Origin of the sequence: Frigoribacterium sp. PvP121, assembly GCF_017833115.1 — a bacterium.
Taxonomy (GTDB): Bacteria; Actinomycetota; Actinomycetes; order Actinomycetales; family Microbacteriaceae; genus Frigoribacterium; species Frigoribacterium endophyticum.
In genome coordinates this window covers 1,954,011-1,975,236 of record NZ_JAFIBR010000001.1, presented here as the reverse complement: position 1 = coordinate 1,975,236, position 21,226 = coordinate 1,954,011, and the positions used below count along the sequence as shown (strand labels likewise).

Here is a 21,226-nt window from a genome sequence, read left to right as displayed (position 1 = left end):
CCCGAGCCCCAGTCCCCCCTACTTCCCACGGCGCCGCTTCTTCAGCGACTTCTGCATCGTCACCGTGCCGAGCCAGCGGCCGAACTTGAAGCCGACGCGCCCCATGCGGCCGACCTCGGTGAAGCCGAGCGACTCGTGCAGCCGGATCGACGCCTCGGCGTTCTTGTCGGCGATCACGGCGACCATCTCACGGATGCCGGCCTCGCGGCAGGCCTCGACCAGCGCCTCCAGCAGGGCCCTGCCGAGCCCCTTCCCCGTCGACGCGGCGCGCAGGTAGATCGAGCTCTCGACCGTGTACCGGTACGCGGCCTTGCCGCCCCAGGGCATCGCGGTCGCGTAGCCGAGCGCCTCGCCCGCGGGGTTCACCGCGACGAGGAACGGCATGCCGAGCTTCGCGGCCACCCCCGCCTTGCGACGCCAGTCGGCGAGGGTCATGGGGTCTTCGTCGAAGGTGACCGTCGAGTTCTGCACGTAGTGGTTGTAGATCTCGCGCACGTACGGCAGGTCGGCCGCGACGGCGGGGCGGATCTCGAAGCTGAACGCCGGCTCGGGCAGCGGGGCGGGCCGCAGCTCACGCGGCAGCCGCCGCCGGGTCTGGTATTCCTCTTCGAGCACCCGTCCACTCTGGCACGTCGCGCTCGCCCGCCGACAGGGCAGGCCGTCAGGAGGCGGCGGCCGGCTCCGCGGGCAGGGTCCAGTCGACCGGCTGCCCGCCCTGCTGCACGAGCAGCTCGTTCGTGCGGCTGAACGGCCTCGACCCGAAGAACCCGCGCGACGCGGACAGCGGGCTGGGGTGCGGCGACTGCACCGTGGGCACCTCGCCGAGCATCGGGACGAGGCCGGCCGCGTCGCGCCCCCAGAGGATCGCGACGAGCGGGCCGCCGCGGGCCGCGAGCACCTCGATGGCGCGCTGGGTCACCGGCTCCCAGCCCTTGCCGCGGTGCGACGCCGCCTCACCCGGCCGGACGGTCAGCACCCGGTTGAGCAGCATGACGCCGTTCTCCGACCAGGAGGTCAGGTCGCCGTGCGCGGGCACGGGCACGCCCAGGTCGTCGTGCAGCTCACGGTAGATGTTGGCGAGGCTGCGCGGCACCGGCCGCACGTGCGGGTCGACCGCGAACGACAGGCCGACCGGGTGGCCGGGCGTCGGGTACGGGTCCTGCCCGACGACGAGCACCCGGACGTCGTCGAGCGGGTAGGTGAACGCCCGCAGCACGAGCGCGCCGTCGGGCAGGTAGCCGCGCCCCGCCCGCACCTCGGCCCGGAGGTACTCGCCCATGTCGGCGACCTCGTCGGCCACCGGGTCGAGCGCCTCCGCCCAGCTCGGGTGCACGAGGTCGCGGAGGGGGTGGGCCGTCACTCGACGCCCAGGGTGCCGACCGAGACGCCGACGATCTCGCCGTCGTCGTCGGTCTGCGGCTCGACGCGCCAGACGTTGCCCGTGCCGAGCACGGCGAGCGCGCCCTCGCCGACCACGAGGGCCGTGTGCTCGTCGATCGCGACGCCGCCGCGCACGAGGCCGGCCTCCGTCGCGGCGACCAGGCGCGTGAGCGTGCCCCACTGGGCGGCGTGCACGTCGACGGCGAGGTCGACGAGCCCGAGCCCCTCGCCCAGGGTCACCTCGCCGAGGCCCTCCGCGGCGTCCTCGGGGCAGACGGGGACGTCGCCGATCAGCCAGCCGCCGAGCAGGGCCCGGTCGGCGGCGATCATCGCGCCGGCGGAGAAGCCGAGGTAGGGCAGGCCGTCGGCGACGAGCAGCCGCACCTGGTCGATCAGCGGCGTGACCGAGTCGAGGTAGGCGGGCGTCAGGCCGCCGGCGACGACGAGGCCGTCGACGTCGCTGAGCACGCGGGTGTCGAAGGCGGCACCGGCCTGCACGACGGTGACGACGGCCTCGCAGCGACCGCGGTGGGCGATGAGCGCCGGCCAGCCGGTGACGAACTCGTCGCCGGGTGATCCGTCGGCCACGACGACCAGCACGGCGACGCGGGGCACGGCGCGGCCGAGGGCGGCGCCGCGCACGGCGGCCTCGGCGACGAAGGGCTCGTAGATGTCGGGGGCGTCGGGCGACCAGCCGCCGCCGACGAGGTGGATGCTCATGCCTCGCGGCTCACCGTCGCGTCGCGGGTGACCGGGGGCAGGGCGCTCCACGGGAAGGTGATCCACTGCGCCGTGCGCTTCCAGACGAAGTCGGGCTCGAGGATGGTCTGCGGCTTGCTGTAGAGGCAGACGGTGCGGACCTCGTCGGCGACCTCGGCGAGCAGGTCGCGCACGAGCGCGAGGGTGCGGCCGGAGTCGGAGACGTCGTCGACGACGAGCACGCGCTTGCCGGCGAGCGACGGGGCGTCGAGGGTCGGGGGCAGCAGCACGGGCTCCGGCAGGCGCGCGTCGACGCCCGTGTAGAACTCGACGTTGATCGACCCGCACATCTTCGTGTCGAGGGCGTACGCGATCGAGCCGGCCAGCACGAGGCCGCCGCGGGCGACCGCGACGATCACGTCGGGCGTGAAGTCGGCCGCGACGACGTCGCGGGCCAGGTGGCGGGCGGCGTCGCCGAACTCCAGCCAGCCGAGCACCTCACGACCGGGCGCCTCCGTCGACGACGCGACGGGCGCCTCCTGCGCGGTCTCGTCGACCCCGGCTCCCGGCGCCCCTCCCGCGGGCGGTGCGGCGAGGTCGGTCGGGTCGTCGGGTGAGGAAACCATGCCAGCAACCGTAGTGGGCCGCGCACCCGCGCGCGACGCCCGTCGGGCACCCTCGACGTCAGGGCCCGGTCAGGGCGCCTCCCACCGGCCTCCGGGAGGCGCGAAGACGGTGTCGACGCCGTCCGACCAGAGCAGGGAGTCGGGCGCGCGGTCGGTGACCCCGGGCAGCCCGGAGTCGGCCACGAGCTCGTCGTCGAGGTCCATCAGCTCGGCCCGGCGGAGCGGCCAGGCCCCGTGCGTGTTCGGCCAGTACCTCGTCGTGCCGCCGCGGGCGACGTGCATGCCCCAGCGCGCGGTGAGGAACTCCGCCAGGGGGTCGCCGACGACCTCCTCGTCGGTGGGGCGCACGGCGAGCCTCGTCGACGGCCGGGGCCCCGGGCCGTGCCGGCGGGAGGCGTACTCGACCGTGCCGCCCACCCGGCGGCGGCTCATCGAGGCCCAGCGGTAGGGCAGCCCGAGCGCGACGTTCGCGGTGGCGACGGGCAGCAGCTTGGCGGCCTCGAGGGTGCGGAAGACCACCCCGCGGCGACCGAGGTCGTCGACCGAGTAGAGCCGCACGTTCGTCTCGAGGAAGGTGCCGAGCCACGGCACCGGGGGCAGCGGCCCGAAGGCGCTCCGCGAGAGCTCGAACGGGATGAGGCCGACCCAGGTCGAGCCGTCGTGCACGTCGGGGCGGGTGCCCGGGGGCAGCAGCGGCGCCACGCGCTCGGGCTCGACGCGCCAGTGGGCGAAGGCGAGGCCGCCCCAGTGCTGGCTGATCACCGGCGCCCGCAGCAGGTCGGGGGCCACGGTGCTGACGGGGGCGGGCTCGCGAGCGGTCATGGCGCCACGATACGGACGACGCCTGGGCGGCCCCGTGGGTAGGGTCGACGGACCGGGGGCACGGACGGCGCCGACCACCCGACCGCCGCACGCCAGCCCGTCCGCCGACCACCCGTCCGCCGACCACCCGAGGAGGCCCGCCCCGTGACGACCGGACCGAGCGCGCGCCGTGCCGACCCGAGCCCCCTCGAGCGGGCCGTCGACGAGGGCTTCCTCATCATCCGCGCGTCGCTGGTGGTCGCGACGGCCAACCAGGTCATCCGCCGCGCCCTGCAGGAGCGCCTCCCCTTCGACGAGGAGGTCGCCACCGGCTTCGTCCGCTCCGAGATCGGCCGCCTGACCGAGGAGCAGCTCGAGGGCGCCCGCCGCCTGCGTCGCGTCCGCCGACGGACCCACCGATCGTACGGCCAGTCGCAGCACCAGTTCGACTACCGCGTCGACGACGTCGACGCCCTCCGCCTCCGGGAGGCGACCCACAAGGCGCTCGTGAAGGAGCTCGGCCGGGCGGGCCGCGACGACGCCTTCGTGGCGGCCGTGGTCGACGCGGCGCGGGCCCGGGCGTGGGACGACGTCGGCAGCACCGTCGTCGACCGGATCGGCTGGGCCGCCGCGCCGGCCCCGGGCTACGACGAGGGCCGCGACGAGCGCCTCCGCGACCTGCTCGACGTCGACCTCGCCGGCCTGGCCGAGCGGCGCGATGAGCGAGGCGGCGCCGGAGGAGGCGCCGGCCACGACGAGCCGACGGAGACCGACGAGCCGACAGAGACCGACGACTAGCTCGCCCGCCCCGCCTCCGCGGACGGTGCCGCCCCGTCGATCCGCACGCCCCGGCCCGACACCACGACGCCGCCCGTGACCGGCACGAGCACGTCGAGCACCCCGGGGCGCCCCACGTGGGCGCCCTGGTGCACGCGGACCCTGACCGGCGGCACGACCCTGCCGGAGGCGCGGAGCCAGCCCCCGAGGGCGGCCGCGGCCGACCCCGTGGCCGGGTCCTCGACGAGCGTGCCGACCGGGAAGGGGTTGCGGGCCTCCAGCACGAGGGTGCCGTCGTCGTCGACCCCGAGGTCGTGGACGACGGTGACCGTGCCCGCCCAGCCCTGCTCGTCCATCAGCGGCCGGAGCGCGCCCGCGTCGACCACGAAGCCGTCGAACGCCGCTCGGTCGACGACGGGCAGCACGGGGTGGAGGTTGCCGGCCCAGGCCGCGAGCACGGGCCGGGAGTCGTCGAGGTCCGTCGCCCGGAGCCCGAGCACCGCGAGCAGCCGCGCGAGCACCCCGGCCGCGAGCGGCTCGACCCGGGGCTCGGGCGAGGTGAACGACGCCCGCGCTCCCCCGTCGGGCTCGACCGTCGTCTCGAGGGGCACCGGGCCCACGGCGGTCTCGACGACGACCCGGCCCGGCCCGTCGCGCTCGGCGAGCGCGATCGCCGTCGCGACGGTCGCGTGGCCGCAGAAGGGCACCTCGGCCACGGGCGAGAAGTAGCGCACGCGGTGCCGCCGTCCGTCGCCGTCGAGGTCGGGCTCCACGACGAACGCCGTCTCGGCGTCGCCGACGGCGAGCGCCGTCGCCTGCATCTCCGCGTCGGTGAGGCCGCGGGCGTCGAGCACGACCCCGGCGGGGTTGCCGCCCGCGGGGTCGGCGGAGAAGGCGGCCCAGCGGGCCACGGCGCGGTCGGGGGTCGGGGTCGGTGCGGAGGTCACCCGCCCATGGTGCCGGGGAGGCGAGGTGCGCGTCGAGCGCCACCCGCGCCTCCCCGGCCTGGTCGCCGGCTCAGGAGCCCGGGGCACCGTCGATCAGCGAGAGCGGGTCGGCGACGAACCGCGCCAGGGCCCGGTCGACGACCCCGCGGTCGAACACGTTGTCGTTGTAGGCGACCGCGACCTGCAGGGCGCCGTCGATGACGGCGATCTGCACGGAGAGGTTCTCGGCCGGCACGGGGTGCACGGTGTAGCCGAGCTCGGCCGGGCGGCCGTCGCGGACCCACGGCAGGCCCTGCATCGTGCGGGCGACGCCGAGGTTGCTGACGACGAGGTGGCCGCGCGCGTGGGCCGGTGCCGTCGCCGGCACGCGGCGGTCGCCCGGGCGGACGGCCTCCTTGACGGCACCGGCGACGAGGGCCGCGAGGGGCCGGCCCGACGTGACGGTCTCGTGGATGCTCTCGTCGACGGCGAGGAGGTCGTCCACCCCGGTGACGGGCACGCCCGTGACGAAGTTGCCGGTGGTGTCGACGCCCGCCGGCAGGTACTGGCGGACGTCCCAGACGAGCTCGCTCTCGGCCGCCAGCCGCACGCCCTCGCGGACGAACGCGGCGCGCAGGGCGACGATCACCGCGCTGGAGAAGGCGACGGGGTGCGGCTGCGCCCGGAGCCAGCGCCGCAGCTCGGTGAAGGTCCGGCGGTCGCCCCGGCCCCAGGCCACCGCGGTGGAGGGAGCCCACGCGACCTGCTCGCGCTCCTGCACGACGCCGGTCGGCACGACCGGCACCTGCACGCGCCGGGCGCGCAGCAGCGCCGGCACACGGGCGGGGTGGCGCAGGTACGTGGCGGCGACGGCCCGCCAGAGCGGGTGACGGACGCCCTCGGCGCTGAGCCAGGCCGGCATCTCGCCGCCCGCCGCGAGGTCGAGGAGGGCGGCGGGCAGCCGGGAAGTGAAGCGCGCGTCGACGACCTGGTGGTCGTAGATCATCAGCAGCCGCTCGCCGGAGACGACGACCTGCAGCGGCAGGGCGTCGTCGATCATGCCCACGAGGTGCTCGAGCACCTCGTCGGGGGCGAGATCGTCGCCGAGCGGCGGGATCTCGCTCACCATCCGCTCGCAGAGCTCGCGCTGGTTCTCGGGGGTCCACGCCCAGTCGCGGCGGTCGGCCGCCACGAGCCCGAGGCGCGCGCCGGGGCCGAGGGAGACGACGCGGTGCAGGGCCGCGACGAGGGCCGCCCGCGGCGGCAGCACCAGCGGGCCCATCACGCCGAGCACGTGCGCGCCCGCGGCGAGGCGGTCGACGGCGGAGATGGGCAGGGTGCGGCGGCCGCCCTCGGCGGGGGTCGCGGCGCGGAGAGCGGGCACGGCCATGGCGGTCACGAGGCAGCCCCCGCGGCCGTCGGCACCGCTGCCGGCGCGGGCGTCGGCGACGGCGCGAGCGTCGACGACGCGGCGGCCACGGGCGGGCGCACCGGACGCATCGTCGACGCGCCGTCCCAGCGCTGCCGCAGGTAGAGCAGCGGTCCGCGGGCGATCCCGGCGAGCTCGACGCGCGCGGTGCGGCGCAGCTCGCGGTCCAGCTCGACATCGGCCGGCGCCGTGCTCACGCGGGAGGTCGCCACGGGGGCGGAGCCCGCCTTCCCCTTGGCGAGGAGGGCCGCGACCGCGTGCGGGGCGCGGCGGAGCGCGGCGCGGCGCGTGCGCCCGTCGAGGGCCACGCCGGCGAGCCAGGCGCCGAGCCCGGTGCCGTAGCCCGCGGCCTGGACGCGCAGCGCGGCGAGGTCGGCGCGGTGCCGGTGCCAGACGAGGGCCGAGGGCTGCACGGCGAGGGCGTGCCCGGCGAAGAGAACGCGCGTGAAGACGTCGAGGTCCTCTCCCCCGGCGGTGCGGGTGCCCACGCCGAAGGCCGTGTCGAAGCCGCCGAGCGCGAGCGCGACGTCGCGGCGCAGCGCGAAGTCGGCACCCGTGCCGAACGCGCCGACCGAGAAGGGGAAGGTCGGCAGGTCGGCGGGCTGCTCGTCGAGGCGGAACACGCGGGGCGCGACGTTCCTCGACCACGAGACGCGGTCGTCGAACGAGCGCTGCACCGGGGTGCGGAGCTCCCCGCTCGGCACGAGGCCCGTCACGCAGGCCACGTCGTCGGCGCGGGCGAAGCCGTCGCAGAGGCCCCGGAGCCACCCGGCGTCGACCACGACGTCGTCGTCGGTGAAGGCGACGACCTCGCCGGTCGCCGCGCGGAGCCCGGCGTTGCGGGCGCTGGAGAGGCCGGCCACGGGCTCGACCACGTAGCGCACCCGCGGGTCGTCGAACTCCCCGGCGACGAGGTCGCGGGTCGCGGTGGTCGAGGGGGCGTTGTCGACCACGACGACGTCGAAGGCCGGGTGGTCGAGGGCGAGCACGGACCTCAGGCAGCCGCGCAGCTGCTCGGCACGGTCGCGCGAGCAGACGACCACGGTCACGGTGGGGAGCCCGGCGGAGGGCGCCACGGCGGCCCTCGGCGCGGGCGGGAGGTCGGCGGCCTCGGAGCGCACGAGGTCGATCGACACATGGCCGCCGACCACCGGCGCCTCGACGAAGCCGAGCACCTCCCGGCCGTCGCGCACCAGCAGGCGGGCGGCGGGGTGGCCGTCCGCGTCGACGAGGCGGAGGTCGTCGACGTCGGGCCGCGCCAGGTCGGCCACGTCGACCGTGCCCACCCACAGGGCGCCCGCCCAGGTCGGCACCGCGGTGCTCGCCATGGGGCGCGTGAGCGAGAGGGCGGTCACGAGACGACCTCGGCGGCGGACGGACGCCCCGGGGAGGCGGCGGTCGCCTCCTCGAGGACGGCACGGCCGACCGCGGGGTCGTGGGGCGCGAGACGGGCGCGGCGCAGGGTGCCGGCGGCGTAGCCGAGGACGGTGGCGACGACCACGGTGAGGAGCACGCCCGCGCGGCCCGCACCTCCCCGGCCCGTCTGCCCGAGTTCACGGACGAGGGCGGCGGGCACGACGCGGCGCAGGTAGTCGGACTCGCTCGAGAGCGCGTCGCCGGCGCCGACCTGGCGGCTGAGGGCGGCCTTGGACAGCCCCTCGCTCCAGCCGCGACGACGCGCGTAGGCCCACGTCACGCGCGGCGGGGTCACGTGGTGGCTGACGTCGGCGCGCGGCTCGAGCACGATGCGGGCCGAGGGGTCGGCCTGGCGGATGCGGATGCAGAGCTCGGTCTCCTCGCAGCCGAGGGGCACGGTGCCCACCCGGCCGGTGTCGAGGTTGAAGCCGCCGACGGCGACGACGGAGGCGCGGCGGAAGGCCATCGAGCAGCCGATCACGTTGCGCACGTCGGCGGTCGTCGTCGGCAGGCCACGGTGGCTGCAGCCGACGACCCACAGGGCCTCCGGCGGGTAGAACGCGCGGGCCCCGTCGGGCCAGCGCGGGGTCGCGTGCCCGCCGACGCCGACGACCTCGGGCTGGGCGAACGGCGCGAGGAGGTGCTCGAGCCAGCGCGGGTCGGCGGCGGCGTCGTCGTCGAGGAAGGCGACGACCTCACCGTGGGCCGCGGCGACGCCGGTGTTGCGCGCGCCGGACAGCCCCTGGCGGAAGCGGTTCGGCACGACGACGACGTCGCTCCAGCGGGCACGGCTGCGGGCGAGCAGGGCGTCGCTGTGGTCGATGACCAGGACGACCTCGGTCGTCTCGGGCAGTCGGCGCACCGACTCGACGCTCGCGACCAGGTCGTCCCAGCGGTCCTCGGTGTAGGCGCAGACGACGACGGTGACGGTGACGGGGCCGTCGGTCACGCGACGTCCCGGCGCGCTCCGGTCCGGACGGAGCCGGTGCTCGTCGACACGAGCTCCGGGGCCGGTGCCGCCGCGGCGCGCATCGAGGCGCGTCGGGCCGCCGCGGACGGGCGACGACGACGCTCCTCCAGGATGACCCGGAGCACGCGGAACCCGTCGGTGACGGCGTTGAGGTTGCTCGAGCCGTGGATGCGGAGCTTCTCGATGCTCGGCACCTCGACGATGTCGTAGCCGAGGGCGGCGGTGCGGCAGTTGAGGATCGTCTCGATCTCGAAGCCGTCGCCGTTGTGCATCTGGCCGTCGGCGCGGGGCGCGAGCCCGCTGGGCAGCAGCTCGAGGCTCGGGACGATGCGGGCCCAGAAGGCGTTGTAGCCGTAGCAGAGGTCGGTGTAGCGGGTGCCGAGCAGGAGGTTCGTGAGCGCGTTGAGCCCCCAGTTGCCGAGCGCGCGGAAGCGCGTGATGTCCTCGCTGCCGCCCCCCTGCACGAAGCGGCTCCCCTTGGCGACGTCAGCGCCGGCGACGAGCGCCTCGACGAAGCGCGGGATCTCTGCGGGGTCAGCCGAGCCGTCAGCGTCGAACATCACGATGACGTCGCCCGTGGCGGCCTCGAAGCCGCAGGCCAGGGCGTTGCCCTTGCCCTTCCGGGTCTGGTGGACGACCTTGATGTCGGGCATGACGCGCACGGCGGTCGCGACGGTGTCGTCGACCGAGTGGCCGTCGACGAGGATCACCTCGTGCACGCTGGGCAGCATCGGGAGCACGATCTCGAGGTTGCGGGCCTCGTTCCGGGCCGGGACGACGATGGAGATGCGGGGCTGAGCGGATGCGGGCAGGGGTGAGACCGGGTTCACGAGGGGGGTCCTTGCGTGGGTGAGCGAACCAGCAGGTGGGGTGGCCTGCGGTGGAGAGCCGGCGACTCGGGGGTTTCGGGTCCGTCGAGCCGGGCTGGGCGGGCCGATCGAGTTTCGGGTTCGATCGGCGCTGCTGTCGGGTGAGCACCAACATACGCCGCTGGCGACGCGGCGCAAGCACCCCCACCCGGTCGTGTCGAGGGGTGATCCGCCGACCTCCCGGGCCTCGACCGACTCGCCCCGCCGACCCTGGTCGATACCTGCGGGTACCCGATGGCGGACATCGCGTGTCCCCCGTTCTGTCCCCCCGCCAGCCGACTCCCAGGGACGACGTCGCCGCCCCGGGGGCCTCCGCAGCGGTGCGCGAATAGGATCGCGAGACACCAGACGGTCGCCCCGAGCGTCCGCCCGAGCCCCCGGAGAGACCGTCGTGACCGCTGATCGCCCCGAGCCTGCGGCCCTCTGCGTGTGCGGGCACGCCCTGGAGGCCCACGAGCACTACCGCGCGGGGACCGACTGCTCGCTCTGTCCGGCCGGCGCCTGCCGCCGCTGGCGACCCGCCCGGCGCTGACCGGGCCCCGCTCCCGTCCCCCGTTCTGACCTGAGGGCCCCTCATCTCATCACGCCCGTGAGTCCTCATCAAGGGGGACACGATTCCCCTCGACACCCCCCGGACGGGGGTCGGGAGGGGCCACCGGGAGGCTGTCGGTCCCGTGGACGGGGGCCACGGTGCCCCCCGTTCTGGGGGACGACCGTGACTGACGGCGGCGGGTCGGTTCACCCGCTCCTCGCCCGACTCACCCCCCGCCCGGGGGCCCCGGCCGCCCGAGAGCGCGCCCGGACGGCCGTCGGGGCGGTGCCCTCAGGGGCGGCGGACCGCCAGGGCGCCCCGTGCGACGCGGTGCGGCGCGGCCTGCGCCACCGGCTTGACGGTGACGAGGTCGAGGTTGACGTGGCTCGGCAGCTCCATCGCGTGCACGATCGACTCGGCGACGTCGTCGGCCGTGAGCGGCCCGGGCACGTCGGCGTAGACGGCGTCGGCCCGCGCCTGGTCGCCGCCGAAGCGCACGAGCGAGAACTCCTCCGTGCGCACCATCCCGGGGGCGATCTCCACGACGCGGATGGGCTCCCCCGCCAGCTCGAGCCGCAGCACGGCCACGAGCGCGTGCTCGGCGAACTTGGACGCGTTGTAGCCGCCCCCGCCCTCGTACGCGACGTGGCCGGCGATCGAGGTGACGGTCAGGACGTCAGCGACCCCCGCCTCCTCGGCTCCGTCGCGCAGCGCCGGCAGCAGCGCCGCCGTGACGCGCTTGGTGCCGAGCACGTTCACGTCGAACATGCGCTGCCAGTCGTCGACCGAGCCCGCCTCGACGCTGTCGAGGCCGAAGGCGCCGCCGGCGTTGTTCACGAGCGCGTGCAGCGGCCCGGTCGCCTCGACGTGGGCGCGGAGCGCCGCGACGTCGTCGTCGCTCGTGACGTCGGCGCGGAACCAGGTCGCCCCCGTCTCGTCGGCGAGCGCGCGGAGGCGGTCCTCACGGCGGGCGACCGCCAGCACGTCCCAGCCCCGGCCGCGCAGCAGGCGCACCGTGGCCTCACCGATCCCCGAGCTCGCCCCGGTCACCACCACTCGTCCCGCCATGGGCGTCTCCTTCTCTCCCGTGCCCGCCGCCCACGGTCGCGGGACGGCGCCGTCCGACGCTACCGCCGCCGGTCGGCCCGTGCGCGCCCACCCGTTACGCCCCGTGTCCGCGCGGCGCCGGCCGGCGCTGCCCGTGTCGTACCGTGGCCCCACCGCGACCCGAGCAGCACCGACCGACGCAGGAGACCACCGTGACCGACCAGAGCGACTGGAAGTTCGAGACCCAGCAGATCCACGCCGGGGCGCGACCCGACCCGACCACGAACGCCCGGGCGACGCCCATCTACAAGACGACCTCGTACGTCTTCCGCGACTCGCAGCACGCCCAGGACCTCTTCGCCCTCGCCGAGAGCGGCAACATCTACTCGCGCATCATGAACCCGACCCACGACGTGGTGGAGCAGCGCATCGCGAACCTCGAGGGCGGCAGCGGCGCCCTCCTCGTGGCGTCGGGCCAGGCGGCGTCGACGTTCGCGGTGCTCAACATCGCCCAGGCGGGCGACCACATCGTCTCGTCGTCGTCGATCTACGGCGGCACGTACAACCTCTTCAAGTACACGCTCGCGAAGCTCGGCATCGAGACGACCTTCGTGGAGGACCAGGACGACGCCGACGAGTGGCGCCGAGCCGTCCGTCCGAACACGAAGCTCTTCTTCGCCGAGACGATCGGCAACCCGAAGATCAACATCCTCGACATCGAGCTCGTCGCCGGGGTGGCCCACGCCGAGGGCGTGCCGCTGATCGTCGACAACACGATCGCCACTCCCTACCTGATCCGCCCCTTCGAGCACGGCGCCGACGTCGTCGTGCACTCGGCGACGAAGTTCCTCGGCGGGCACGGCACCGTCATCGGCGGCTTCATCGTCGACGGCGGCACCTTCCGCTGGAGCGAGCACGCCGAGCGCTTCCCCGGGCTGACCGAGCCCGACCCCTCGTACCACGGCGCCGTCTACACGCAGGCGGTGGGCGACGAGCTGGCCTACGTGGTGAAGGCGCGCGTGCAGCTGCTCCGCGACCTCGGGTCGTCGAACGCCGCCGACAGCGCCTTCGCGCTCATCCAGGGCATCGAGACGCTCAGCCTCCGCATCGAGCGCCACGTGCAGAACGCCCAGGAGATCGCCGAGTGGCTCGACTCCCGCGACGACGTGGCGGCCGTCTGGTACGCGGGCCTGCCGACGAGCCCCTGGTACGCGGCGGCGAACAAGTACGCGCCCCGGGGCGTCGGCGCCGTCCTCTCGTTCGAGCTCAAGGGCGGGGTCGACGCCGGCCGCGCGCTGGTCGACTCGCTGCAGCTGTTCAGCCACCTGGCGAACATCGGCGACGTGCGGAGCCTCGTCATCCACCCGGCCTCGACGACGCACTCGCAGCTGACCCCCGAGCAGCAGCTGACCACCGGCGTCACGCCGGGGCTCGTCCGGCTCTCCGTGGGCATCGAGTCCGTCGACGACCTCAAGGCCGACCTCGAGGCCGGCTTCGCGGCCGCGCGGCGCACGTCGCAGGAGGCCCTGCGGTCGTCCTGACCGGCCGGCCCCCTCAGGGAGGCGCGGTGCCCCGGGCGAGGGCACCGCGCCTCCCGCGCGTCACCGCACCGCAGCTCCTCCCCGGGCCCGGCGACGTCACGAACGGGCGTCGCCCCCCGACCACCCCCATGATGGAGACGACATGGACTGGCAGAGCACATCCGAGGACACCGTCCCGTCGAGCATCGTCTCCGAGCGGCACCGCCTGGCGATGCTCGGCAAGCCGCCGGCCACCGGCGCGTGGCGCGACGGCGACGACCCCGGGCACCGCTCGTTCGTCGCGATCGGCGACCTCCCGCTCGAGAGCGGGGGCTCGCTCGCGCGCACGCGCATCGCCTACGAGACCTGGGGCGAGCTCGACGCCGACCGCGGCAACGCCGTGCTGCTGCTGCACGCGCTCACCGGCGACAGCCACGTGGTCGGGCCCGCCTCGACCGGCCACCCGACGGCCGGCTGGTGGAACGGCGTCGTGGGCCCGGGCCTCGCGGTCGACACCGACCGCTGGTTCGTGGTCGCCCCGAACATGCTCGGCGGCTGCCAGGGCAGCACCGGCCCGTCGTCGTTCGCGCCCGACGCCGTCGAGTGGGGGTCGCGGTTCCCGCACCTGACGATCCGCGACCAGGTGGAGGCGCAGGTCGCGTTCTCGGACGCGCTGGGCGTCGAGCGCTGGGCCGCGGTCGTCGGCGGCTCCATGGGCGGCATGCACGCCCTCGAGTGGGGCGTCGGCCACCCCGACCGCCTCGAGCGACTCGCCGTGCTCGCGGCGCCGCCGCTCGCCAGCGCCGACCAGATCGCGCTCAACACGGTGCAGGGCGAGGCCGTCCGGATGGACCCGGGCTGGCGGGACGGCGACTACCACGACGCCCCCGACGGCGAGGGCCCCTACCGCGGTCTCGCGCTCGCGCGGCGCATGGCCCTGCTCAACTACCGCTCGCCCGACGAGCTGAACGCCCGCTTCGGCCGTGCCTGGCAGAGCGAGGTGAGCCCGCTCGGCGGGCCGGGCCGGTTCCAGGTCGAGAGCTACCTCGACTTCCACGGCAACAAGTTCACGCGGCGCTTCGACGCCGGCAGCTACGTGACGCTGCTCGGCGCGATGAACTCGCACGACGTCGGCCGGGGGCGCGGCGGCGTCGAGGCCGCGCTGGCCCGGGTGTCGGCGCGGGCGCTCGTGCTCGGGATCGACAGCGACCGCCTCTTCCCGGTGGCGGACCAGCGGACCATCGCGCGCCTCCTGCCCCACGGCCTCGACGGCGGCGACGCGGCCGTGATCTCGAGCGAGTTCGGCCACGACGGCTTCCTCATCGAGAACGAGGCGGTCGGGGGGCACCTCCGGCGCCTGCTCGAGACCTGAATCGGGCTCGCTCCCCGGCGCGTCGCGCGCGCTACCACCCCCACGGGTGGTCCTGGTGTGAAAACATGGTGAGGTCGCTGTCACCCGGCAGGCCTCCACGACATCAGCAGTCCGACTCAGGGACACCATGGACATCTTCGCCCAGGAGCGCGACCGGCTGCTGAGCAGCACGGCGCGCACCCTCGGCATCGCCTGCGCGGCCGTCAGCCTCCTCGCGCTGGCGTACCCCGGGGTGGCCGACCCCCTGCACCTGGCGGCCGTCGCGCCCCTCGTGCTCCTGCTCATCGTGGCGCTCGCGATCGTCGGGCGCTCCGGCGGCCACGCGAGGGCGTGGGTCGTGGTGGGGCTCGCCGCGGGAATCGCGGCGACCGTCGTGGCCCTCCTCCCGGCCACGGGCGAGCCGAGCCCGGGCATCGCCACCGCCGTCGTGCCGCTCGCCGGCGGCGCGACCGCGTCGTTCACGATCGTCCTGTCGTCGAGCCGGCTGCGGGTCGTCACGGCGTCGGTCGCGTTCGTCGTCGCCGTCACCCTCGTCGCCCTGGCCACGGGCTCGCTCTTCACCTTCCCGGTCGCGGCCGTCGTGCTCGGCTGGGCGCTGGTCTTCGTCGCGGGCATCTGGCTCGGCCGCAGCGTGCCCCTCGCCGCCCGGCGCATCTACAGCATCGGCAACGCGCACCGGGCGGAGCGCCAGGCCAGCGAGACGGAGGCCCAGCGCCGGCAGGGCGCGCGCCTCCTCCACGACACCGTGCTAGCCACCCTCACGCTCCTGGCGCACTCCGGCGTCGGGGTCACGGCCCAGGCGCTCCAGGCGCAGGCCGCGGAGGACGCCCGGCTGCTGCGCCACCTCCGGCTCGGCGGCACGCCCCAGCCGCAGGCCTCCGGCGAGTACTCGCTCGAGACCGTCGAGGAGGCGCCGCTCGGCCAGACCCTCGAGTCGGTCAAGCAGCGCTTCGGCCGCATGGGCCTCGAGGTCAGCTGGCACGGCACCGGCCAGGTGCTGCTGCCGACCCACGTGCTCGACGCCTTCCTGCTCGCCCTCGCCGAGTGCCTCGAGAACGTCCGACGGCACGCGGGCGTCACCGAGGCGCACGTCACGATCATCCACGACGACGACATGGTGCGGGCCATGGTCACCGACGCCGGCGTCGGCTTCGACCTCGAGGGCATCTCGGAGGAGCGGCTCGGCTTCAAGGAGTCGGTGGTCGGCCGCCTGCACGAGGTCGGCGGCAGCGCCCGGCTCTTCTCCTCGCCCGGCTCGGGCACCACCGTCGTCCTGGAGGCACCGCGATGAGCATCGACGAGAACACCCTCGGCGTCGTGCGGGGCCGTCGGGCGGCGCGCGGCCTGCCGATCAGCTCGACCGGCGCCCGTTCCCTGCGTCAGGCCCGCGCGGCCGGGGCCACCCTCGGCACGGGCTACCTCGGCCTCGGCGCCGCGGTGATCGCGGGCCTCCAGGCCGTCTACGGCCTGGTCTTCTTCCTCAGCCACCTGGCCGACTACCCGTCCGTGGCCCCGGCCCTCGTGGCGTGGCTGCTCTACATCGCGACGTTCGTCGGCACCGCGGCCCTGGTCACCATCCGGGGCGAGCGCCTCACGGGCTCCGTCTTCGCCGTCATCGGCGGCGTGCTCGTCGTCGTGGTGGCTCTCGACTTCATCGCCATCGCCCCGCTCCACGACGTCGGAGCCTTCGCCACCGCCTCCGTGGCCGTCGGCTTCGGGCTGCTGCCGGTCGTGACGCTCCGGCCGGCCCGCGAGATCGTCGTGGCCACCGGCGTCCTGCTCGTGGCGTTCGTCGTCATGGTGCTCGTGACCACGCCGCTGACGGCTGACACCGTGCCCCAGCAGCTCTCCGTGATCGCCCTCGCCGTGCTGCCCTCCGCCGTGGCGACGTCGATCGTGCAACGGTTCCGGCGCATGGTCCAGGTCGAGCTCGACCGCGTGCTCGTGCAGAGCAACGTCACGCAGCCCCGGTTCGCCGTCGGCATGCTGGCGAGCGACGAGCTCGCCCGGCTCGACCTCGCCGCCGAGAAGCTGCTCGACGGGGTCGCCGGCGGCGACGTGCCGCTCCCCCTCGCGCCCAAGGTCGCGTCGCAGGCCGCCTCGCTCGCGACGGAGCTCCGCCTGCACCTCATCGAGGGGCGACGCGAGACCTGGCTGCACCACGCGGTCACCGAGTCGGAGTACCTCGGCCGGTCGGTCACGCTGGTCGACCCGTCGTCGCTCGCCGGCCTCCTCGCTCCCCCGCAGCGCGACGGCCTGCTCCAGGCCGTCTGGCTGCTGCTGGGCGACTCGAAGAGCCGCACCCCGGGCACGACCATCACCCTGACCCTCGGCCCGGTGACGGCGTCCACCCGATCGATCGCGTCGCTCGCCGGGCGGAGCGTCGACGTGCCCGTCGTGCTGACGACGACCGGCATCCGGCGCAACCGCGTGACCCCCGCGACCTGGAACGCCCTCGAGCGGGTCGGCGAGTACACCGCCTCGACCCACGAGCAGAGCGTCATGATCAAGCTGCACTGCATCGTCGACAACCCCGCCGAGTCGTGACAGCCCGTTCCGTCCCTCCGTCTAGTCTGAACACCACGTCCTGAGAAAGAAGGCACCCGTGACGAACCCCGACGACCGCATCCGTCTGGCCCTGGTCGACGACCACAAGATGCTGCTCGGAGCCCTGAGCGAGTGGATCCGAGGTGCCGCCAGCGACATCTCGATGGTGGCGGCCGTCGCCTCCTGGCCCGAGCTCCTGACGCACCCCGAGTTCCCCGTCGACGTCGTGCTCCTCGACCTCGACCTGAAGGACAACATCCCGATCTCGCTCAAGATCAACACGCTCAAGACCACGGGCGTCAAGACCGTGTTGATGAGCACGTACTCCGAGCCCAACGTCGTGCGCGAGGCCCTCGCGGCCGGCGCGCTCGGCTACCTCGTCAAGAGCGAGGACGCCGACATGATCGTCGAGGCCATCCGCGCCGCGGCGAAGGGCGAGTCGTACATCTCGGCCGAGCTCGACCTGGCCCTCAACGCGGCCGAGATCGGCGGCGTGCCCAAGCTCAGCGCGCAGGAGCGCCGCGTCATGGCGCTGTACGGCGGCGGCGAGCCCGTCAAGGCCGTGGCGTACCAGCTCGGCATCAGCGAGGAGACCGCGAAGAGCTACCTCAAGCGCATCCGCGAGAAGTACCGCGTCGCGGGCTACGACGTCGGCACGAAGGTCGCGCTGCGGAAGCGCGCCCTCCAGGACGGCATCCTCATCGACACCCCCGCGCAGACGAGCTTCTAGCCCCTCGCGACGACGAACGGCCCGGCCCCTCGAGGGGCCGGGCCGTTCGTCGTCGCGAGGGCTCCCGCCGCTAGCGCTGGCCGATGAACACCGACCCGGTGTCGGTGTCCTCCTTGTGGTCGGCCTCGCGGGCAGCGGCGCAGAGCGCCGCCTGGCGGGCGTCGCCGGTCTTCTGGAGGCGGAAGCTGACGACCGTCAGGACGACCCCGGCCAGGGCCAGCGCGACTCCCACCCAGCCCGGTGCGGCGAACCCGAACCCGGCCGCGATGACGGCCCCGCCGAGGTAGGCCCCGGCGCTGTTGCCGAGGTTCATCGACGAGTGGTTCAGGGCGGCGCCGATCACCTGGCTCTCGCCGGCGACCTCCATCAGGCGCGACTGCACCGACGGGCCGATCATCGAGCTGACGAGGCCCAGCAGGAACGTCGTGGCGAAGATCCCGACGAGGCTGTCGACGAGCAGCGCGTACGCCACGAGGGCGGCGATGAGGCCGACGAAGCCGACCGTGAGGGCCGCCTTCAGGTTCTTGTCGGCGGCCCAGCCGCCGATGACGTTGCCGATCGTCATGCCGACGCCGACGCCGACGAGCACCCACGGCACGACGCCCTCGTCGACCCCGACCCCCTCGGTGACGGCGTTGGCGATGTAGCTGTAGACGGCGAAGAAGCCGCCGAAGCCGATCGCGCCCACGCCCATCACGAGCCAGACCTGCGGCTTGCGGAACGCGCTGAGCTCACGGCGCATCGACGCGGCCGAGTCGCCCTCCATGCGCGGCACGGCGAACGCCACCGCGACGAAGGTGAGCGCGAAGATCGCGGCGACGGCGAGGTAGGCCGTACGCCAGCCCTGCGCCTGGCCGAGGGCCGTGATGGTCGGCACGCCGACGACGTTGGCGATCGTCAGACCGCTGAGCACGAGCGCGACGCCCTTGCCCCGGTTGCCCGGCCCCATGATGGTGGCGGCCACGATGGAGGCGATGCCGAAGTAGGCGCCGTGCGGCAGCCCGGCGAAGAAGCGCGCGGCGAGCACCCAGCCGAACGACGGCAGCACGGCCGACAGCACGGTGCCGACCACGAACAGCGCGAGCAGCCCCATCAGCAGCTTCTTCTTGGGCAGGTGCGACGACATCGCGGCGATGGTCGGCGCCCCCACGACGACGCCCAGGGCGTAGGCGCTGACGAGCCAGCCGGCGCGGGCGATGCCCGCGTCTGACGACTGCGCCCAGAGGTCGGGCAGCAGGTCCTGCGCGATGTTCGGCAGGAGGCCCATGGCGACGAACTCGGTCGAGCCGATCCCGAAGCCGCCGAGCGCGAGGGCGATCAGGGCGAACGTCTTGCGACGGGTGGAGAGGGTGGTCACGGGCGGCTGCCTTCGCTGGGTCGGAGGTGACGGGCTGAGGGGGCCCAGGGCTCTCCGTCGAGCGAGCTGGGGGCGTCGGCGGGGGCGACGTCGCACCTCCGGCCTGACCGTGTCGGTTCGAATCGATTCGACCTGACCCTCGATGGTACGCCCTAGGAGGCGCGGGCGCAGCCCCCGGGAGGGCCCGATCAGCGGCCGCCGACGCCCCGGCCGGGGCCCGTGTCGGACTTCGCCGCGCGGTACCAGGCGGGCAGGAGGACGGCGGGCAGCCAGAAGGCGGCCACGATCCCGACGACGCAGATGCACAGGCCCACCTGCTGGAGGACGTCGGCGACGGGCTCCGCGCGCGCCCAGAGGAGGTTGCCGGCGCCCACCATCGCCACGCCCGTGCCGGCCCACGCGACGCCGAAGGGCCAGTGCAGCACCGTGGAGTCCGACCAGCGGCGCCAGGCGCCCGTGTAGGCGAGCAGCCCCGGGACGACCAGGAGCGCCCCGAGGACGACCAGGGTCAGGGCTCAGCCCTGCTCGCCGAGGGCGGCCTCGAGGCGCTCGACCTTGCCGGTCAGCTCGCCGGTGCGGCCGGGGCGGATGTCGGCCTTGAGCACGAGCGAGACGCGGGTGCCGAAGCGGCCCACCGCCTCCGTGGCCTCCTTGACGACGGCCATGACCTCGTCCCACTCGCCCTCGATCTCGGTGAACATCGAGGAGGTGCGGTTCGGCAGGCCCGACGCCCGGACGACCGCCACGGCCGCGGCGACGGCGTCGTGGACGGAGTCGCCGTGCGCCTCCGGGTCGAGGTGGCCGGCGGGGGCACCGCCGCTGGGCGAGACGGAGAAGGCGACGATCATGCGCCCATCCTGCCCCGCTCTGCCGACGTCGTCCTGCCGAGCCGCCACAGCTGGGCCCCGGCGAGCGCGAGCAGCCCCACCTCGGCGACCCCGCGCAGGGTCGCCACGAGCACGATCCAGGGCTCGGCGGCGAGGAGGGAGTCGTAGCACCACGGGTAGATGACCTGGGTCAGGCCCGCGACGACGAGGCTGAGCGCCGCCGGCACGACGAACGAGGGCCCGCCCCGGCGCTGCAGCACGAGGCCGACCACGACGGGCACGGCCAGCCACGAGACGAACTGCGGCGAGCCCACCTTGTTGGTGACGATCAGGGCCGTGACCAGCCCGAGCGAGAGGGGCGCGAGGAGGCGCGCGGCCGACGCCCCGGAGCGCACGGCCCGCAGCCCCAGCAGCACCACGGCGAGCACGACCATCGCCATGACGACGGTCGTCGCCTGGGCGGCGAGCGCGACGCCGGGGCCGGAGACCTGGAAGGTCAGGATCTCGCGGTCGTAGTAGACGGTCGTGTCGGCGGCCCCCGACGCGGCCCGCCAGAGCCACGGCACCGCGGTGAGCGACTCGACCTGGAGGCCCCTGCCCGCCTGCTGCCCGACGAAGCCGAGCACGGTCGCGCCGCTGCCGAGCACGAGCGAGATCGCGACGACGACGACGCTGGTCGTCACGGCGGCGGTGAGCACGTCGCGACGGCGGCGCACCGCGATCAGCGCCGCGACGACGAGGGCCGCCGGCCAGACCTTGACCCAGGCGGCGACCGTGAGCAGGGCGGCGGCCAGCGTGGGCCGCGCGGTGAGCAGCAGCAGGCCGACCAGGGCGAGGGCGACCGTGACGGCGTCGATGCGCCCGACGGCGATGGGCCCCAGCACGACGAGGAAGGCGAGCCACCACCAGGCCGCGGCGAGCTCGCGGCGCCCGCCGCGGGTCAGGACGGCCAGCGCGGCCGCGTCGAGCAGAAGGACGATCGTGAGCCATGCCGTGCCGTAGTGCTCGGGGCCGGCCACGCGCGCCAGGAGCATGGGCACCGCGGCCAGCAGCGGGTACACCCACGGCCGGTCGATGCCGACCCAGTCCCCCGCGCCGACGCCGCGCTGCATCCAGGTCGAGTAGACGCTGAGCACGTCGCCCATCGGCTGGTTCGGGCCGGTCAGCGCCGCGTGCCCGAGCCAGAGGTGCACGAGCACGACGGCGACGCCGAGCAGCACGGGCGAGGCGGCGACCCGGCGCGCGGGCCCCGGGGCGCCCCGGCCTGGAGCCCCGGAGGCGGCAGGGGCCGCAGAGGCCGTCGACGCGGTCGGGAGGGGCACGCTGCCCGTGTCGGCGCGTCCGGACGAGGGAGGCGCGGCGCGGGTCATGCGCACAGGCTAGCCGCCCGTCACGGGGCGT

At 75.0% G+C, this 21,226-nt stretch carries 21 protein-coding genes; 6 read left to right on the top strand and 15 right to left on the bottom strand.

What is annotated here, in order from left to right; all coding sequences use genetic code 11:
- Positions 1–18: 18 nt before the first annotated feature.
- The 5 genes from JOE43_RS09195 to JOE43_RS09175 all read right to left on the bottom strand — a co-directional run bounded on the left by JOE43_RS09195 (position 19) and on the right by JOE43_RS09175 (position 3,527).
- Entirely contained in the window at positions 19–615 is a 597-nt protein-coding gene (locus JOE43_RS09195; protein WP_209517212.1) for a GNAT family N-acetyltransferase, read from the bottom strand.
- A gap of 46 nt (positions 616–661) precedes the next feature.
- Positions 662–1,360: a uracil-DNA glycosylase gene (locus JOE43_RS09190; RefSeq protein ID WP_209517210.1), complete on the bottom strand. Its 699-nt coding sequence runs from the start codon at positions 1,358–1,360 to the stop codon at positions 662–664.
- The gene (locus JOE43_RS09185) at positions 1,357–2,100 is read right to left on the bottom strand and encodes a Type 1 glutamine amidotransferase-like domain-containing protein (RefSeq protein ID WP_209517208.1); all 744 of its coding nucleotides are present in this window, start codon (positions 2,098–2,100) and stop codon (positions 1,357–1,359) included. The genes JOE43_RS09190 and JOE43_RS09185 overlap by 4 nt, the downstream gene beginning before the upstream one ends.
- Positions 2,097–2,705, bottom strand: a complete 609-nt coding sequence (locus JOE43_RS09180; RefSeq protein ID WP_209517206.1) for a phosphoribosyltransferase — start codon at positions 2,703–2,705, stop codon at positions 2,097–2,099. The genes JOE43_RS09185 and JOE43_RS09180 overlap by 4 nt, the downstream gene beginning before the upstream one ends.
- 69 nt (positions 2,706–2,774) lie before the next feature.
- Positions 2,775–3,527 (bottom strand): YqjF family protein, encoded by a 753-nt coding sequence (locus JOE43_RS09175; RefSeq protein ID WP_209517204.1) that lies wholly within the window; start codon positions 3,525–3,527, stop codon positions 2,775–2,777.
- A 144-nt stretch (positions 3,528–3,671) separates the two neighbouring features.
- Here JOE43_RS09175 and JOE43_RS09170 point away from each other — a divergent pair, with 144 nt between their 5' ends.
- On the top strand, positions 3,672–4,304 hold the full coding sequence (locus JOE43_RS09170; RefSeq protein ID WP_209517202.1) for a hypothetical protein: 633 nt from the start codon (positions 3,672–3,674) through the stop codon (positions 4,302–4,304).
- Here the strand turns inward: JOE43_RS09170 and JOE43_RS09165 are convergent.
- The 6 genes from JOE43_RS09165 to JOE43_RS09140 form a co-directional block, all read right to left on the bottom strand.
- Entirely contained in the window at positions 4,301–5,230 is a 930-nt protein-coding gene (locus JOE43_RS09165) for a PhzF family phenazine biosynthesis protein (protein WP_209517200.1), read from the bottom strand. The two genes, JOE43_RS09170 and JOE43_RS09165, sit on opposite strands and share 4 nt — an antisense overlap.
- Positions 5,231–5,300: 70 nt before the next feature.
- Entirely contained in the window at positions 5,301–6,608 is a 1,308-nt protein-coding gene (locus tag JOE43_RS09160; protein WP_209517198.1) for a hypothetical protein, read from the bottom strand.
- On the bottom strand, positions 6,605–7,993 hold the full coding sequence (locus JOE43_RS09155; RefSeq protein ID WP_307803304.1) for a glycosyltransferase: 1,389 nt from the start codon (positions 7,991–7,993) through the stop codon (positions 6,605–6,607). Before JOE43_RS09155 ends, JOE43_RS09160 begins: the two co-directional genes overlap by 4 nt.
- Positions 7,990–9,003 carry a glycosyltransferase family 2 protein gene (locus JOE43_RS09150; protein ID WP_209517196.1) on the bottom strand — a complete coding sequence of 338 codons (1,014 nt, stop codon included), beginning with the start codon at positions 9,001–9,003 and terminating at the stop codon, positions 7,990–7,992. Before JOE43_RS09150 ends, JOE43_RS09155 begins: the two co-directional genes overlap by 4 nt.
- Positions 9,000–9,854, bottom strand: a complete 855-nt coding sequence (locus JOE43_RS09145) for a glycosyltransferase family 2 protein (protein ID WP_307803303.1) — start codon at positions 9,852–9,854, stop codon at positions 9,000–9,002. The genes JOE43_RS09150 and JOE43_RS09145 overlap by 4 nt, the downstream gene beginning before the upstream one ends.
- 862 nt (positions 9,855–10,716) lie before the next feature.
- Positions 10,717–11,493: an SDR family oxidoreductase gene (locus JOE43_RS09140; protein WP_209517195.1), complete on the bottom strand. Its 777-nt coding sequence runs from the start codon at positions 11,491–11,493 to the stop codon at positions 10,717–10,719.
- 191 nt (positions 11,494–11,684) lie between these two features.
- Here JOE43_RS09140 and JOE43_RS09135 point away from each other — a divergent pair, with 191 nt between their 5' ends.
- The 5 genes from JOE43_RS09135 (at position 11,685) to JOE43_RS09115 (ending at position 17,641) form a co-directional block, all read left to right on the top strand.
- Complete coding sequence (locus tag JOE43_RS09135) at positions 11,685–13,013, top strand: bifunctional o-acetylhomoserine/o-acetylserine sulfhydrylase (RefSeq protein WP_209517192.1); 1,329 nt, start codon at positions 11,685–11,687, stop codon at positions 13,011–13,013.
- A gap of 142 nt (positions 13,014–13,155) precedes the next feature.
- Complete coding sequence (locus JOE43_RS09130) at positions 13,156–14,364, top strand: homoserine O-acetyltransferase (protein ID WP_209517190.1); 1,209 nt, start codon at positions 13,156–13,158, stop codon at positions 14,362–14,364.
- A gap of 127 nt (positions 14,365–14,491) precedes the next feature.
- Positions 14,492–15,655, top strand: a complete 1,164-nt coding sequence (locus tag JOE43_RS09125) for a sensor histidine kinase (RefSeq protein WP_209517188.1) — start codon at positions 14,492–14,494, stop codon at positions 15,653–15,655.
- Positions 15,652–16,911: a hypothetical protein gene (locus JOE43_RS09120; RefSeq protein ID WP_209517186.1), complete on the top strand. Its 1,260-nt coding sequence runs from the start codon at positions 15,652–15,654 to the stop codon at positions 16,909–16,911. The genes JOE43_RS09125 and JOE43_RS09120 overlap by 4 nt, the downstream gene beginning before the upstream one ends.
- Positions 16,912–16,969: 58 nt before the next feature.
- The gene (locus tag JOE43_RS09115; protein WP_056053789.1) at positions 16,970–17,641 is read left to right on the top strand and encodes a response regulator transcription factor; all 672 of its coding nucleotides are present in this window, start codon (positions 16,970–16,972) and stop codon (positions 17,639–17,641) included.
- Positions 17,642–17,711: 70 nt separating this feature from the next.
- Here the strand turns inward: JOE43_RS09115 and JOE43_RS09110 are convergent, their stop codons facing one another.
- From JOE43_RS09110 to JOE43_RS09095, 4 genes are all read right to left on the bottom strand, one after another.
- Entirely contained in the window at positions 17,712–18,998 is a 1,287-nt protein-coding gene (locus JOE43_RS09110) for an MFS transporter (RefSeq protein ID WP_307803302.1), read from the bottom strand.
- A 188-nt stretch (positions 18,999–19,186) separates the two neighbouring features.
- Positions 19,187–19,423, bottom strand: a complete 237-nt coding sequence (locus tag JOE43_RS09105) for a hypothetical protein (protein WP_209517184.1) — start codon at positions 19,421–19,423, stop codon at positions 19,187–19,189.
- Positions 19,424–19,513: 90 nt separating this feature from the next.
- On the bottom strand, positions 19,514–19,846 hold the full coding sequence (locus JOE43_RS09100; RefSeq protein WP_209517182.1) for a thiamine-binding protein: 333 nt from the start codon (positions 19,844–19,846) through the stop codon (positions 19,514–19,516).
- Entirely contained in the window at positions 19,843–21,195 is a 1,353-nt protein-coding gene (locus tag JOE43_RS09095) for a glycosyltransferase 87 family protein (RefSeq protein WP_245187133.1), read from the bottom strand. Before JOE43_RS09095 ends, JOE43_RS09100 begins: the two co-directional genes overlap by 4 nt.
- Positions 21,196–21,226 lie beyond the last annotated feature (31 nt).